Source organism: Halioxenophilus sp. WMMB6, assembly GCF_033283405.1.
Taxonomy (GTDB): domain Bacteria; phylum Pseudomonadota; class Gammaproteobacteria; order Pseudomonadales; family Cellvibrionaceae; genus Halioxenophilus.
Map to the genome: position 1 here is coordinate 715,626 of NZ_JAWMQR010000001.1, position 15,042 is coordinate 730,667.

Sequence of the window (15,042 nt, forward strand, 5' to 3'; positions counted from 1 at the left end):
TTCTTATATTTCGTTTATTTCGTTTGTGCTATATTTGCTCAGCTAGGTGCCACTAAGAGCACTCAATCAAGTCAGATATCTATGGAGGTTTGGTTATGTCTGCTCAAAAAATAGTCCACTTGCCTACCCAGGCAGAGGTAGAGCAAGCCAAGATCTCAAGCCGTACTCTGTCCAAGTACGCCGATGTAGACCGCGTACAGCTAGCATTACGTGGCAGCAATGGCGAATCCGATGACCTGGTGCTGCCGGGTCATGTCCTGCAAATTCTGCTGGATGTGCTGTCTGAGATGTCAAAAGGCAATGCGATCAGCCTGATCCCCCATCATCAGGAGGTCAGCACTCAGGAAGCCGCTAACTTACTGAATGTAAGCCGCCCCTTTTTGGTCGGATTGCTGGAAAAGGGGGAGATTCCCTTTCGTAAGGTAGGAGCCCACCGCCGGGTACTCTTGACCGATGCACTGGCTTATCGGGATAAGACCGAACAACTGCGAACCCAGGCGCTGGACGAGCTGGCGGCCCTTTCTCAAGAAGAGGGTATGGGGTATTAGATTCCCATGAGCAAGTTCACAGTTGTCTACGATGCTTGCGTGCTGTATCCCGCGCCCCTGCGGGATACACTGATGCGTCTGGCACTGACAGACCTGTTTAAAGCACACTGGACCGATCAGATTCACGAAGAGTGGATCAATGCATTGTTGCGTCAGGGAAAGTTCACCCGCGAAAAGCTGGAGCGCATACGCGACCTGCTGGATGCCCACGTAAAGGACGCCAAGATCACCGGGCATGAACCGCTGATCGAGACTCTGCAATTGCCGGACCCTGACGATCGCCATGTGCTGGCCGCCGCTATTCGGTGCAATGCCGATGCAATCGTCACCTTCAACCTTAAAGACTTTCCCCCCGCTGATTTGGAGCCATACGGAATCGATGTGCTTCATCCAGACGATTTTATCTACTACCAGATTGATATGGCTCCAGCGATTTGTTGTTCAGCCATCAAAAAACAGCGCACTGTGTTAAAGAGCCCCCCGATCGAAGTCGATGAATTTCTGGCCATTCTGCAAAAACAACAGCTCCCCCAGTCAGTGTCAAAGCTCAGGGAGTTTTTTGACTTTCTATAATCCTCCAATGCCGTATTTGCTGCTCTGGATACAAGATTGGGATCGCCCGAGTCTTACCGTCTTTGGTCCAGGACGCTTTCAGACGAATGTGCGTACCCTGCCGAGTAAGCCGGCACAAACTTAATCGCCTCCTTACGGCACTATCCAAGCTCCCATCCGGGTTGCACAGACACAGTTGCTTCAATGGGTGGTTCAGGTCTCTCAACGTGTAAATTCCAGTCAGGTAAGTGTTTCTGACCAACCGACAGGCACTTAGCCTGACAGGTTCCGCCGAAGCGGAAAGGTCACGGGACACGACTCCCATATAGACCTGATATGCCTGGGTCTCAGGCACCTGGCTGCTCTTCTGCTGAAGATAGGGCCAGGTATCCATTGGCTCAAAAAGCCAGGTTTGATGGTGAGGTTTTACTCTCCTGTTGAATGAATGGAACCATCGGTCCATGCGTTAAAGGAAACCGTCGACGCGACGGGATATTGAAGTTCGGCTGTTGATCCGCCGGGTGTGAACTGGCGTTGGCCAGATTGAAGATAGGAACCATGTCCTGGAGTTAAGGAATCATTGAAGATGAGCTGCAGCCGAAGCTGTGCGCCATGAAAGCTCTGTTGACGCAATTCCGTTGGTGCCATTTAGGATGGCGAGAGCGACTCTCTCATCCACGTTTCCGCCGTGGCCGCGGTTGAAGTCGTTTTGATCTCATAGCTGCCAGCTTAGTTAGACAGAATCCACCCTGCATCCAGAAAATCGCGCGCAACCCCGCGTCGTTACTGGCTTTGCCGCCCTCGTCACTACCCCGCTTCGCTTGGCAGTGACGAGGGCTACCCCGTGCGTATCTCCCCGTTGCCATGCCATCAGGCCATCCCTGGTTCCACTGGAACCACCCTCATTCACCGCTGGTTCCAGTGGAACCAGCACTCAGCGATCAACGTGACCGCCCGGCAACAGCCCCAAAATCTGAACGGCCACCTGCCAGCGGCCGATCCAAGCCACCAGGCAACCCGTGGTTCCAGTGGAACCACCATCCTTCACGGCTGGTTCCAGTGGAACCAGCACACAGCAATTAACCTGAACGCCTGTTAACAAACCCAATATCCGCTTCGCCAAATACCAACAGCCATCTGCGCGTACCATTTTGGATGATTTTGGCGAAAATTTGGCGCATCAAAAAACACACCAGCAGATGAATTCATTTGCAGGTGTAGTTGTAGTAGTAGTTTTTAAATAATTACTACAACTACTACGTACGTAAGGTAAGCCAGCACCAAATTTTGGTGGCGGTCGTTCACCCTGCGCAATTTCTTGTTCGCTATCGCGCTGAGCCGCTAAACCAGTTCCCCTCCCGGCCTTAGCCAAATGCTAAGTATTTTTTACTTCAACGAGGCGGGTCACGATGGTAGGTTTTCCGGGTGGCTGATTTTCAGCAAGAACCCTCCAGACTCGACAGGAAAGTCTCATGGCCGATACCCACCAAGCTCCCGGACGAAAAGTGTTGATCAACCGCAAAACCCTGCTGGGCATCATCCCGTTATCCGACAGAGCGATTTTCGATATGGAGAAACGGGGTGAATTTCCCCGTCGCATTGTGCTCACCAGCCGCAACGTGGCCTGGGATCTGGAAGAGGTGGAAAACTGGATCAGATCACGAAGGCAGTCTGGTGCTCGCGCGTTGCGTCCCGGGCCCACGGTGGCGTCGCGCTAGTCCAGCCGTCAATCATGTCGGCCCACTCCTGCAACATGGCCGTGCGCTGCTCCCGGTATTCCGCTTTGTTGTAAATGGCCCTTACCCCTTTCTGCTCGTGGGCCAGGCACTTTTCCACCCAGTCGGTGTTGTAGCCGGCTTCATGCAGTAAGGTACAGGCGGTCCGGCGCAGGTCGTGAGGGCCAAATTTCCCCAGCGGTTCGCCCTCCTTCTGGGCGGCCTGCCAGGTCAGGGCCAGGACGCGATTCAGGGTTGCGGCACTCATGGGCAGGTCGGAATCGTAGCGCGACGGCAGGACATACTTCGAGCCGCCAGCAAAGGTCTTGAGCGCAATGAATATATCCAGCGCCTGACGCGACAGAAACACCAGGTGGGGATTGCGGCGCTTCATGCGCTCTTTCGGTATCGTCCAGAGCGCTTCGCTAAAATTGATTTCTGACCAGGTGGCGTTGGACAGCTCGGACTTTCGCACCAGGGTCAGCAACAGCAGTTTAATGGCGGCCCGGTATTGGGGTGAGGTCCCGATACGATCCATGTAGCGGTACATGAGGCCGATCTCGTCCGGGTTCAGAGTGCGGTCACGGGGCTCAAACCGGGCGATGCTGCTGGGACGCACCAGGTCCGCCGGATTCTCCACCTTTTGCCCGCGTTCAATTGCCCAGCGATAGACCAGCATGACCACCTCACGGGCGTGCACGGCGGTGGCTGGCGCCCCTCGTGCCACGATGGTATCGGTCAATGCCCGCAGGTCTTCGTGGGTAATTTCAGACAGGTGCTGATTACCAAAGCGCGGCTTCAGTTCACGGTTATAGACCGATTTGCGCATATCACGGGTCGAGTCAGCCATCCGATAACTGTCCAGCCACTTCTCGGCCCAGTCCCCAAAGGTGGCCGCCCCCTTCACACGGCCCCTCTCCCGCGCCTTTTCCCGGGCGGGCGACAGGCCGACCGCGATCATCTTCTTGGCCTCCCCCAGCCGCTCCCGGGCTTCGGCCAGCGTGATACCCCCCGGGCCGTAGCGGCCGATGGTCAGCGTCTCCTGGCGGCCACGGATGGCGTAATTGTGTCTGAAGGAGAGGGCGCCTGACGGGGTCACGGCCACGTACAGTCCGTCCCGGTCGTTGACTTTGTAGAGTTTTTCCCGCGGCTTCAGATTTCGCAGCTTGGTGTCGGTGAGCATGGCCAGCCTCTCTGTTTCACACCTAATACCATGAAAAAACGGCCAAAAATCGGCTATTTTTTCCTTTTAAATCATAAGGTTAGGCGATTCCAATACCATGATATAACCAAAACAGAGGTTATGGTACGGGCAGATTTCGTCGTCGTGGCTCAGACGATACCATTAAAAATACCAAGGGAAAAACGCTGCTTGGGGTTGCCAGACAGTGCCTGACAACGCCAGGCACCAGAGGGAAAAACCCATTTAGAACAATGGGTTAGAAGAGTTTTACTGCTTGTGACTGCCGGTCAGTGCCAGACCCAGGCTCACTCCCACTCAATCGTCGCCGGCGGCTTGCTGGAAACATCGTAGGTTACCCGCGAGACGCCTGGTAGCTCATTGATAATTCGGCTGGAGACGACTTCCAGCAGCTCATAGGGCAAGTGCGCCCAACGCGCAGTCATAAAGTCGACCGTCTCCACTGCCCGCAGGGCAATAACCCATTCGTAACGACGGCCATCACCTACCACACCTACCGATTTCACCGGTAAAAAGACGGCAAACGCCTGGCTGGTTTTGTGGTACCAATCCGCTTTATGCAACTCTTCGATAAAGATGGCGTCGGCCTCGCGCAGAATATCGGCATACTCCTTTTTAACTTCGCCGAGAATTCGTACACCCAAACCCGGCCCCGGGAATGGATGGCGGTAGACCATGTCGTAGGGCAAGCCCAACTCCAGGCCAATAGCGCGCACCTCATCTTTAAACAGTTCACGCAGTGGTTCTACCAACTGCAGAGCCATATCCTCTGGCAAACCGCCGACATTATGGTGGGATTTAATCACGTGGGCTTTGCCGGTTTTTGCCGCCGCCGATTCGATAACGTCCGGGTAGATGGTGCCTTGCGCCAGCCACTTCACGTTATCAATTTTGGCCGCTTCGGCATCGAACACCTCGATAAAGGTGTTACCGATGATTTTGCGTTTACGCTCCGGCTCATCAATACCCGTCAGGCGCGAGAGAAACATCTCTTCAGCATCCGCCCGGATCACTTTTACCCCCATATTTTTGGCAAACATATCCATCACCTGGGCACCCTCTTCCTTGCGCAACAGGCCGTTATCGACAAATACGCAGGTTAGCTGGTCGCCAATAGCGCGGTGTAAAAGCGCGGCCACGACGGAGGAGTCTACGCCACCGGAAAGCCCCAACAGCACATGATCGCCACCTACCTGTTCCCGTACGCGAACAATGGCATCTTCCACAATATTGGCTGCGGTCCACAGCGGCTCACATTCACACATGGAGAGGACAAAGTGCTCGAAGATGCGCTTACCCTGCAGGGTATGGGTTACTTCCGGGTGAAACTGTACGCCGAACAAGCGCTTTTCACGATGGACCATGCCGGCAATTGCGCAGGAGGGAGTCGATGCAATCACCTCAAAGCCATCAGGCATCTCAGCCACCTTGTCGCCGTGGCTCATCCATACATCCAACAGCGCGCTGCCATCGTGATCAATGTGATCTTTGATATCTTTGAACAGCTCATTGTTGCCGTGCAATTTTACCTTGGCGTAGCCGAACTCGCGTTTGTTGGAGCCCTGTACCGCACCACCGAGCTGCTCGGCCATGGTCTGCATGCCGTAACAGATACCCAAAACCGGCAGGCCCATTTCGAACACCTTCTGGGGCGCTCGTGGCGACTCCCCTTCGGTAACCGATTCCGGACCACCAGCCAAAATAATCCCCTTGGGGTTGAATTCGGCTATCTCCTCTTCACTCATATCCCAGGCGCGTATCTCAGAGTAGACACCAATCTCCCGAACACGGCGGGCAATCAGCTGCGTGTATTGCGAGCCAAAGTCCAAAATGAGGATACGTTGTGAATGGATATCTTGATTCATGGCGTTTTCCAATCAAAAAAAAATAAAACGGGGCCGCTAGGGGCCCCGATTCTGCAAAGCTTGGGGAGTTTAACGACCGCCAATGGGGTAGTTTGGCGCTTCTTTGGTAATTTGCACATCGTGCACGTGGCTCTCGCCCATACCGGCTGAGGTCACCCGCACAAACTGCGGTTTGGTGCGCATCTCATCGACCGTGGCACAACCGGTATAACCCATCGCGGAGCTAAGCCCCCCCATCATTTGATGCACAATCGCCGACAGTGGGCCTTTATAGGGGACGCGGCCTTCAATGCCTTCCGGCACCAGCTTCTCCACCGCACTGCCATCCTGGAAATAGCGGTCGGAAGAACCCTGGGTTTTAGACATAGCCCCCAAGGAACCCATACCACGGTAGGATTTATAGGTTCGGCCCTGGAACAGCTCCACCTCACCGGGTGCCTCTTCGGTACCGGCAAACATGGAGCCCATCATTACACTGTTGGCCCCAGCAACAATGGCCTTGGCAATATCACCGGAATAGCGGATGCCGCCATCGGCGATAACGGGAATACCACTGCCTTCCAAGGCTTGTACCACGTTGGCGACCGCGGTGATTTGGGGAACACCCACACCGCTGACAATACGTGTGGTACAGATAGAGCCGGGGCCAATACCCACTTTAACGCCATCGGCTCCGGCATCGGCCAAGGCCAAAGCGCCGGCGGCAGTGGCGATATTGCCACCGATTACCTGCACATGGGGAAAGAGAGTTTTTATGCGTCTGACGCGATCCAATACATTTTTTGAGTGACCGTGAGCGGTATCGACCACAATCACATCCACTCCGGCCTCAACCAGAGCCGCTACCCGGTCATCGGTATCCGGACTGGTACCCACCGAAGCTCCCACCCGCAAGCTCCCTTCTGGGTCTTTACAGGCATTGGGGTAGGTTTCTGCCTTGTTGATGTCTTTTACAGTCACCAAGCCGCGCAGGTCGAAGTTGTCGTTAACCACCAACACCTTTTCAATGCGATGCTTGTGCAGCAGCGCCCGTACTTCGTTGGCCGAAGCGCCCTCGCGCACGGTAATCAGCTTCTCTTTTGGGGTCATAATGGCGGAGACAGGCGCCTCCATATTGGACTCAAAGCGCAGGTCGCGGCCGGTGACGATACCGACCAGGTTGCCGTTATCGAGTACCGGCACACCAGAAATATTGTTTTCAATGGTGACTGTCATCAGGTCGCGGATGGTGGCGTTGGCATCAATGGTGATTGGATCTTTCACCACACCCGCTTCGAATTTTTTCACCGCCCGTACTTGGCGGGCCTGACTCTCGATAGTCATGCTTTTATGAATAATACCAATACCGCCCTCCTGGGCGATGGCGATGGCCAACCGGGATTCAGTAACGGTATCCATGGCCGCTGAGACCAGGGGGATATTCAGTTGAATTTGCCGGGTAAGTTGCGTTTTCAAACTCACAGATTTAGCGGTGATCTCGGAATATCCGGGCACCAGTAGAACATCATCGAACGTTAATGCTTCTTGAGCGATTCGTAACATTGAAGCGAAGCTCCCACAAAATGGCGACTACCGTCGCGAGTCAATACGGGTTCTCTCTGTTCAGCCCGTTTATTCATTGCCTTGCCAGGCTGTTAGAAACCCTATTTCATAGCAGGGTATTGCACCCAAATTGAATGAAATGGGCGTGAAAATTTAAACCGGTTATTATAGCGGCCGGCGTACAGAGACGCTAGCACGGTGCGTCATATTGTCTGGTCGGCGAGTAGGAGCTTCATCAATTCGGAACCGGGATTCGGAGCCGGCACCGGAGCCAGCTGGTACCTGGTTGCTCAACCGCCGCTATGACCAGGGCAGCAAGCTTACTCACCACCAACGCACAGCAGCGCTAGCTACCTGCTGGAATCTCTTCCAACAAACTGCGTGGCCAGTGCCGTCATGCCCTCACTGCCTTCAACCCGGGGTGAACAGCTCGCATCTGGTATGGCGCAGATCAGTACCCTACAATGCGCCGATGAAATTGACCGACCAAGCCACCACCTCCCGTACCGTACTCAGCATCAGCCAGGTTAATAACCTGGCTCGTCAACTATTGGAAGATCACCTGCCACTACTGTGGGTTGAAGGTGAAATCTCCAACCTGGCCAGGCCATCATCAGGCCACTGGTACTTCACCCTAAAAGATGAACGGGCACAGATTCGCTGTGCCATGTTCAAGAATCGCAATCGGGATGTGGCCTTCACGCCCAAGCAAGGCGATAAGGTAATCGTGCGCGGCAAGGTCAGCCTCTATGAAGGCCGTGGTGATTTCCAATTGATTGCCGAGCACATGGAGGAGTCAGGCTTCGGCCAGCTGCAGCGTCAATTTGAGCTACTGAAAACAAAACTGCTCAATGAAGGTCTGTTTGATCCGTCCCGCAAGAAAAGCCTGCCGGAGTTCCCGCTTCATATTGGTATAATCACCTCCCCGACCGGTGCCGCCGTCAGAGATGTGTTATCGGTGCTAAAACGACGCATGCCCACGGTGCCGGTGACGATTGTGCCGGCAGCGGTGCAAGGTCGGGAGGCGGCACAGCAGTTGATCAGCGCGTTAACACTGGCGGAGCAGTCTGGGCTATTTGATATATTGGTGTTAACCCGTGGCGGCGGCTCGCTAGAGGATTTATGGTGTTTTAACGATGAGTCCTTAGCCCGTGCCATCGCTGAGTGCCCTATTCCGATCATCAGCGCCGTTGGCCATGAGGTGGATTTCACCATCGCCGATTTCGTCGCTGACCTGCGTGCGCCGACACCTTCGGCCGCAGCTGAGATACTCTCCCACAATCAGACCGACCTCAAACAGACGCTGCTTGGATACCAACAGCTACTGCTAAAAACCATCAGGCAGCTACTGCGAGAGAAGCAACACAAAATCAACCATGTCAGTGCCCGCCTGAAACACCCCGGGGACCGTCTGCGCAACCAGGCACAACGGCTGGACCACCTGGAGCTTCACCTAAAAACGGTATTAACCACCGGCCTGCGCCAGCGCAAGGATGTAACGGCAAACTATTCTGCCCGTTTACAAAACCTCCACCCCAACAAACAGATAAGCCGCTATCAAAGTACGCTGTCGACACTACAAAAACAGCTATCCCGCGCTTTAAGCGTGCAGTTACGCACACTTGCACAGCAACTGCAAAGCAGCTGCCAGCGCCTGGATGCCATCAGCCCGCTGAATACGTTAAAACGTGGCTATGCCATCGCCCAGGATGAGCAGGGACGGGCTATTACCGATGCCGCCACAAAGCAGCCAGGTAATTCAATTTCTGTGCAGCTGGCGCGGGGTAAATTGCAGGCGGAGATTACCGAAATCATTTTGCCAAACACCCCAGAAGATTAAACGAAGGTATTTAACGAGGGCTATTAACACCCCCGCCTAATTAAAAGGCTCGTAGCGCTCGTAATTGGTGACTTATTCAAACTGACCGGAAATGACCGCCACCGGCCCTGCTCAAACACAAACCCAGAGCCACCTGACAGCAATCGATAGACGAAAAAAAACCACTAAATAAGTTAGTGGTTTTTTGTTGAGCCGGATAACAGTTAAGCGGCTAGATGCTGCCGAAATTCATCAGGCGATTAAAGCGGCGCTCAAGCAGATCATCCAACGACATTGCACAAAGCTCGTCCAGTTGGGCTGACAAACGAGTGCGCAAGCGATCGGCCATTACATCCATATTGCGGTGCGCACCGCCGAGCGGCTCAGGGATGGTTTCATCAACAATGCCCAACTGCTCCAACACGCTGGAGGTAACCCCCATGGCTTCGGCAGCCGCAGAGGCTTTCTCGACGGTTTTCCAGATGATATTGGCGCAACCCTCCGGTGAGATCACAAAGTAGGTGGAGTACTGAAGCATATTGATTTGGTCGCCCACACCAATCGCCAGAGCACCACCGGATGAACCTTCGCCTATCACGGTACAGATAATCGGAGTACGCAGGCGCGACATAACCGCCAGGTTCTGTGCGATGGATTCGGAAATACCGCGCTCCTCACTGTCGATACCCGGATAGGCCCCCGGGGTGTCGATCAGTGTGAGTACCGGCAATTTAAACCGTTCGGCCATTTCCATTAAGCGCAGCGCCTTGCGGTAACCTTCGGGCTTTGGCATACCAAAATTGCGGCTCACCTTCTCATTAACGCTACGGCCCTTCTCTTCACCAATCACCACTACCGGCCGGCCTTCCAGGCGGGCAACACCGGCAATAATGGCTTTATCATCGCCAAAGTGACGATCGCCATGCAGCTCATCCCAATCGCTGAACAGACGTTTTACATAGTCACTGGTGTAGGGTCGTTGCGGATGGCGGGCTACCTTTACCACGTCCCACGCACTGAGATCTGAATAGATGCTTTCAGTGAGTTTTTGACTCTTATCGCGTAACTTGCTGATCTCTTCCGTGATGTTAAGGTCGTTGTCTTTGCCCACTAGCTGTAGTTCTTCGATTTTGGCTTCTAGTTCAGCAATGGGCTGTTCAAAATCGAGATAATTTGGATTCATATATTGGTCTTAATCTACTCTTGCACCAGGTTGGTACATTTAGTCATTTAGTTCATTACAAGGCAGAACAGATATTCACAAACAACGTTTCACCGGCCAACCAACTGAGATATACATCACAAAATTGCCTTTGTTTGGCGTCTTAAGAGGCTTCAAATACCGTTGTTTATCGAGTCCACCAGCCTGGTATCGCTATTTTTGGGCGGCCTATATTAAATTGTTATTCCCATAAATTAAACCTCTTCCGATAAGCACGAAAAAAGCCACAATAGTTGCTTAGTCGTAGAGTAGCTCCACATTCTTTTTACCCAAGACATCCTGCAGGGCATTCACCAATTCATCCTGGGGCTGCACCAACCACTCCCGGCCGAGGCGCAAAGACGCTTTCGCGCCAGGCAGTTGATACTCAATCAGTACCGGACAGTTACCCTGCTGCTTAAATGGCCCCAGGTTACTCAGCAGTTGATCAGCAAAATTGGCTGGCAGCGTGGGCGCGTCCAGATGCAGACGCAGTGCCTTGGCCTTTTCCAAACGCGCCTGGCCCAGGCTGAACACCTGATCCGCCCGCATCTTCAGGCTGCCACTGTAATCGTCGTGGCTCACCTGCCCTTCAATCACCAGCAGTGCGTCCTTGGTGAGCAGCTCAGCGCACTTTTTATAAGCATCGGCGAATATAGCAACTTCAATACGACCTGACCGGTCATCCATAGCCACAAAGGCCATGGTATCGCCGCGCTTGGTTTTCATGGTCCGCTGGGCGACAACCAGGCCGGCAATCTTCTGGGATTTTTTGTCGGCGCGCAGGTCGCTGATGCGGGCTGAAACCAAATGCTTGACCTCGTTGGCGTACTCCTCAATGGGGTGGCCGGTGAGGTAGAGTCCCAGAGTATCCTTCTCGCCCTCCAGCCGCTCTTTAATGGTCCAGGGCCGGGTTTGGGCAAACTCAGCATAGACATTGTTGCCAGCCTCCTGGGTAGGCACCACATCCCCAAACAGATCCATCATGCCGGCGTTGGCATTGGCCGCACTCTGCTCTGAGGCCTGCACCGCCGCACCCAGCGCGGCGAACATCACTGCCCGGTCGTAATCGATGTCGACACCTGGGCCGATACCGTCCAAGGCACCGGAGCGAACCAGTGCTTCCAACGCCCGCTTGTTGACCCGTTTCGGATCAATGCGCTTACAGAAATCGAACAGATCGGTGAACGGTCCACTGGCGCGTGCCTTGATAATGTTCTCGATCGGCCCTTCACCCAACCCTTTGATAGCGCCCAAACCGTAGATGATCTGATCATCACTGTTAACGGTGAACTGGAACTCGCCGCTGTTGACATCCGGCGGCAACGGCATGCGACCCATCTCACGACAGGCCTCGATAAAGGTCACCACCTTGTCGGTCTTATCCATGTCGGAGGACATGGTGGCGGCCATAAACTGGCTGGGATAGTGAGCTTTTAGCCAAGCGGTCTGGTAAGAGACCACCGCATAAGCGGCGGAGTGGGATTTGTTAAAACCGTAGCCGGCGAATTTTTCCACCAGGTCGAAGATCTTCATGGCCAACTCAGGGTCAACCCCCTGTGACTTGGCACCATCCTCAAAGGTGGAGCGCTGTTTGGCCATCTCTTCGGGCTTTTTCTTACCCATAGCCCGGCGCAGCAAGTCCGCACCACCCAGGCTGTAGCCGGCCAGCTCCTGGGCGATCTGCATTACCTGTTCCTGATAAACAATAACCCCGTAGGTCGGCTTAAGAATAGGCTCAAGCTTCTCGTGCTGATACTTGGCGTCCGGGTAAGCCACCTCGGCCCGACCATGCTTACGGTTAACGAAGTCGTCCACCATGCCGGAATCCAACGGGCCAGGTCGGAACAGCGCCACCAGCGCGATCATGTCTTCGATGTTATCCGGCTGTAGACGCTTGATAAGGTCTTTCATACCGCGCGATTCCAACTGGAATACCGCCGTGGTATCGGCCGCTTTCAACAGTTTAAAGGTCTGGGCGTCATCCAGAGGAATACGGTTGATATCCACCGGCTCTTCGCCTTTGGCGATACGCGGCTGGTTGATCATGCGCACGGCCCAGTCAATGATGGTCAGGGTACGCAGACCCAGGAAGTCGAACTTAACCAGGCCGGCCGCTTCGACATCGTTCTTGTCGTACTGGGTTACCAGCCCCTTGCCGTCTTCATCGCAATAGAGGGGTGAGAAGTCTGTAAGTTTGGTTGGTGCGATAACCACACCACCGGCGTGTTTACCGACGTTACGGGTGACCCCCTCCAGCTGCAGTGCCATGTCCCAGATCTCCTGGGCGGCCTCATCGCCGGCCAGAAAGTCGCGCAGCATCTCCTCCTGCTCAAAGGCTTTGGCCAGCTTCATACCTGGGTCTGGAGGAATCATTTTCGAGAGTTTGTCGGCCAGGCCGTAAGATTTGCCCTGCACCCGCGCCACATCGCGCACCACCGCCTTGGCGGCCATGGTGCCGAAGGTAATAATCTGCGATACGGCATCGCGGCCGTAGTTATCGGCGACATAGGCGATCACCTTGTCGCGGTTATCCATACAGAAGTCAACGTCGAAGTCGGGCATGGAGACCCGCTCCGGGTTAAGGAACCGTTCGAACAGCAGGTCGTACGCCAGCGGATCGAGGTCGGTGATTTTCTGTGAATAGGCCACCAGGGAGCCAGCACCGGAACCCCGGCCGGGGCCCACCGGAATATCGTGATCTTTAGCCCACTGGATAAAGTCCATCACGATCAGGAAGTAACCAGGGAAGCCCATCTGCATGATGATATCGAGCTCAAACTGCAAACGGTCGGTGTACTCTTTGCGGCGCGCGGGGTAATCGGCCGCGTGGTGGTCCGGAAGGATCACCTCCAGCCGCTCAAACAACCCCTCGTAGGATATCTTCTCGAAGAAGACATTGGTACGCAGCATGTGCGCGTATTCCGGGGACGCTTCCTGGCCAGCCCACTTGGCCTCCATCGCCTTTTTGGCCCTCTCTTCCAGCTCGTGATAGGTGATGTGGTGGCTGAAAAAGGGATCCTGTTCGAAGTCATCGGGAATGGGGTAATCGGGCAAGTAGTAGTTACCAAGCTCGATATCCAGATTACAGCGCTTGGCAATCTCGACACTGTTGGCCAGTGCCTCGGGGAGATCTTCGAACAGCTCTGCCATCTCTTGCGGGCTCTTCAGGTACTGCTGATCCGAGTAGCGTCGCTCCCGTTTTGGATCATCGAGGGTACGCCCTTCACCGATACAGACCCGCGCTTCGTGGTATTCGAACTCCTCCTCGGTGAGGAAGCGGACGTCGTTGGTGGCCACCACCGGCACCTGAAACTGCTCCGCCAGCTGTACCGCGCTGTGCAGATACTCTTCATCTCCGGCGCGATTGGTGCGCTGCAGCTCCAGATAGAAGCGGTTGGGAAACTCCTTCTGCCAACCAGCCAAAAGCTCCGCCGCCAGCGCGGTTTTATCGTTCAACAACGCACGGCCAATATCGCCCAGTTTCCCGCCGCTCAAGGCGATCACATGGTCGCTGTGCTGGCCGATCCACTCGCGCTGCAGGTAGGCCACTCCGTGCTTCTGGCCATGCTGGTAGGCCAGGGAGATAAGGTCGATGATGTTTTTGTAACCCTGGCGATTCATCGCCAGTAGGGTCACCAGCGTTGGCTTCTCTTCGCCATCCAGCACCCAGAAATCAGCGCCACCAATAGGCTTTACGCCAGCCGATTGGGCGGCACCGTAGAACTTGATCAGCCCGTAAAAGTTAGTCTGGTCGGTGACGGCCACGGCGGGCATGCCCATCTTGGCCACCCTTTCAACCAGAGGCTTGATGCGGACGATACTGTCGACCAGGGAAAATTCGGTGTGCAAACGGAGGTGAACAAAAGGTGCAGTCATAGAACGAGGCTAAGAATTGTGGTTTTAATAAGGTTGAACAGCGATAGCACAGGCGTTTTGAATCTGGTTGCTTAAGCGAGCCTATTGGCGATTAGCTATTAGGGGGTGAGCGAGCTGCCTGGCTACCCGAAACGGGTTATTTCCAGCGATTCTCCCAGGCATCCATAACCTTGATTGCGTAGCGATAACTACCATAACTGCCATTGTAACGGGCCAGCGCTTCAGCCCAACGACCATTTTCCTTGTCGAGGTAGTGTTTGAGAATGGTGATACCGTACTGCAGATTGGTTTCCAGATCTATCAGGTTGTCGTCCGGCCGGCCAATTTCGTTTTTCCAAAAGGGCATAACCTGCATCACCCCTTGCGCCCCAGCCACTGAGACCGCGTAGCGATCAAAACGGCTTTCCACTTCAATGACCGCCAGCACCAGGGCCGGCTGCACACCCTGGGCCGTTGCCAGCCGGTGCACCTGGCGCAGAACGCCCATACGCTCGGAGGGATCTTTGATAAACGGGGAGAGGCGGTCCGACATGGATACCAACCAAACCTCTGCCTCGTACTTATCGGTAAAACTGCTGCTATTGGCGATGGTATCCAATAGCAGCTGGCGCAATTCCGCATCCACGTGAGCAGGACGGGCCGCATCGGCGAAGCTTGGCTCCGGCAGGAACAGCGCCAGTGTCAGCAGCAAAGCAAGGCCCAGTGGTTTTGGCATTAACC

The 15,042-nt window shown here is 54.6% G+C and carries 10 protein-coding genes; 4 read left to right on the forward strand and 6 right to left on the reverse strand.

The window, feature by feature from the left end:
• Nucleotides 1-119: 119 nt before the first annotated feature.
• The 3 genes from SBL51_RS03045 to SBL51_RS03055 all read left to right on the forward strand — a co-directional run bounded on the left by SBL51_RS03045 (nucleotide 120) and on the right by SBL51_RS03055 (nucleotide 2,818).
• Complete coding sequence (locus SBL51_RS03045; RefSeq protein ID WP_317929087.1) at nucleotides 120-548, forward strand: excisionase family DNA-binding protein; 429 nt, start codon at nucleotides 120-122, stop codon at nucleotides 546-548.
• 6 nt (nucleotides 549-554) lie between these two features.
• Nucleotides 555-1,121, forward strand: a complete 567-nt coding sequence (locus tag SBL51_RS03050; RefSeq protein WP_317929089.1) for a PIN domain-containing protein — start codon at nucleotides 555-557, stop codon at nucleotides 1,119-1,121.
• A 1,451-nt stretch (nucleotides 1,122-2,572) separates the two neighbouring features.
• Nucleotides 2,573-2,818 carry a helix-turn-helix transcriptional regulator gene (locus tag SBL51_RS03055; protein WP_317929091.1) on the forward strand — a complete coding sequence of 82 codons (246 nt, stop codon included), beginning with the start codon at nucleotides 2,573-2,575 and terminating at the stop codon, nucleotides 2,816-2,818.
• Here SBL51_RS03055 and SBL51_RS03060 read toward each other — a convergent pair.
• The 3 genes from SBL51_RS03060 to guaB form a co-directional block, all read right to left on the reverse strand.
• Complete coding sequence (locus SBL51_RS03060; protein ID WP_317929093.1) at nucleotides 2,754-3,998, reverse strand: tyrosine-type recombinase/integrase; 1,245 nt, start codon at nucleotides 3,996-3,998, stop codon at nucleotides 2,754-2,756. The two genes, SBL51_RS03055 and SBL51_RS03060, sit on opposite strands and share 65 nt — an antisense overlap.
• Before the next feature lie 305 nt (nucleotides 3,999-4,303).
• A complete protein-coding gene (gene guaA, locus SBL51_RS03065) occupies nucleotides 4,304-5,881 on the reverse strand; it encodes a glutamine-hydrolyzing GMP synthase (RefSeq protein WP_317929094.1) in 1,578 nt (525 codons plus the stop codon).
• 69 nt (nucleotides 5,882-5,950) lie between these two features.
• Entirely contained in the window at nucleotides 5,951-7,423 is a 1,473-nt protein-coding gene (gene guaB / locus SBL51_RS03070) for an IMP dehydrogenase (protein WP_317929095.1), read from the reverse strand.
• A gap of 472 nt (nucleotides 7,424-7,895) precedes the next feature.
• Between guaB and xseA the strand changes: the two genes are divergently transcribed.
• Nucleotides 7,896-9,263: an exodeoxyribonuclease VII large subunit gene (gene xseA / locus SBL51_RS03075; RefSeq protein WP_317929097.1), complete on the forward strand. Its 1,368-nt coding sequence runs from the start codon at nucleotides 7,896-7,898 to the stop codon at nucleotides 9,261-9,263.
• Nucleotides 9,264-9,474: 211 nt separating this feature from the next.
• Here xseA and SBL51_RS03080 read toward each other — a convergent pair whose 3' ends face one another.
• The 3 genes from SBL51_RS03080 to SBL51_RS03090 form a co-directional block, all read right to left on the reverse strand.
• Nucleotides 9,475-10,425, reverse strand: a complete 951-nt coding sequence (locus tag SBL51_RS03080; RefSeq protein ID WP_317929099.1) for an acetyl-CoA carboxylase carboxyltransferase subunit alpha — start codon at nucleotides 10,423-10,425, stop codon at nucleotides 9,475-9,477.
• A 276-nt stretch (nucleotides 10,426-10,701) separates the two neighbouring features.
• The gene (gene dnaE, locus SBL51_RS03085) at nucleotides 10,702-14,322 is read right to left on the reverse strand and encodes a DNA polymerase III subunit alpha (RefSeq protein WP_317929101.1); all 3,621 of its coding nucleotides are present in this window, start codon (nucleotides 14,320-14,322) and stop codon (nucleotides 10,702-10,704) included.
• 136 nt (nucleotides 14,323-14,458) lie between these two features.
• On the reverse strand, nucleotides 14,459-15,037 hold the full coding sequence (locus tag SBL51_RS03090; RefSeq protein WP_317929102.1) for a lytic transglycosylase domain-containing protein: 579 nt from the start codon (nucleotides 15,035-15,037) through the stop codon (nucleotides 14,459-14,461).
• Nucleotides 15,038-15,042: the final 5 nt, after the last annotated feature.

Coding starts and splice junctions, on each gene's coding strand:
- SBL51_RS03050 (WP_317929089.1), top strand. CDS start 555: ATGAGCAAGTTCACAGTTGTCTACGATGCTTGCGTGCTGTATCCCGCG.
- SBL51_RS03055 (WP_317929091.1), top strand. CDS start 2,573: ATGGCCGATACCCACCAAGCTCCCGGACGAAAAGTGTTGATCAACCGC.
- SBL51_RS03060 (WP_317929093.1), bottom strand. CDS start 3,998: ATGCTCACCGACACCAAGCTGCGAAATCTGAAGCCGCGGGAAAAACTC.
- guaA (WP_317929094.1), bottom strand. CDS start 5,881: ATGAATCAAGATATCCATTCACAACGTATCCTCATTTTGGACTTTGGC.
- guaB (WP_317929095.1), bottom strand. CDS start 7,423: ATGTTACGAATCGCTCAAGAAGCATTAACGTTCGATGATGTTCTACTG.
- xseA (WP_317929097.1), top strand. CDS start 7,896: ATGAAATTGACCGACCAAGCCACCACCTCCCGTACCGTACTCAGCATC.
- SBL51_RS03080 (WP_317929099.1), bottom strand. CDS start 10,425: ATGAATCCAAATTATCTCGATTTTGAACAGCCCATTGCTGAACTAGAA.
- dnaE (WP_317929101.1), bottom strand. CDS start 14,322: ATGACTGCACCTTTTGTTCACCTCCGTTTGCACACCGAATTTTCCCTG.
- SBL51_RS03090 (WP_317929102.1), bottom strand. CDS start 15,037: ATGCCAAAACCACTGGGCCTTGCTTTGCTGCTGACACTGGCGCTGTTC.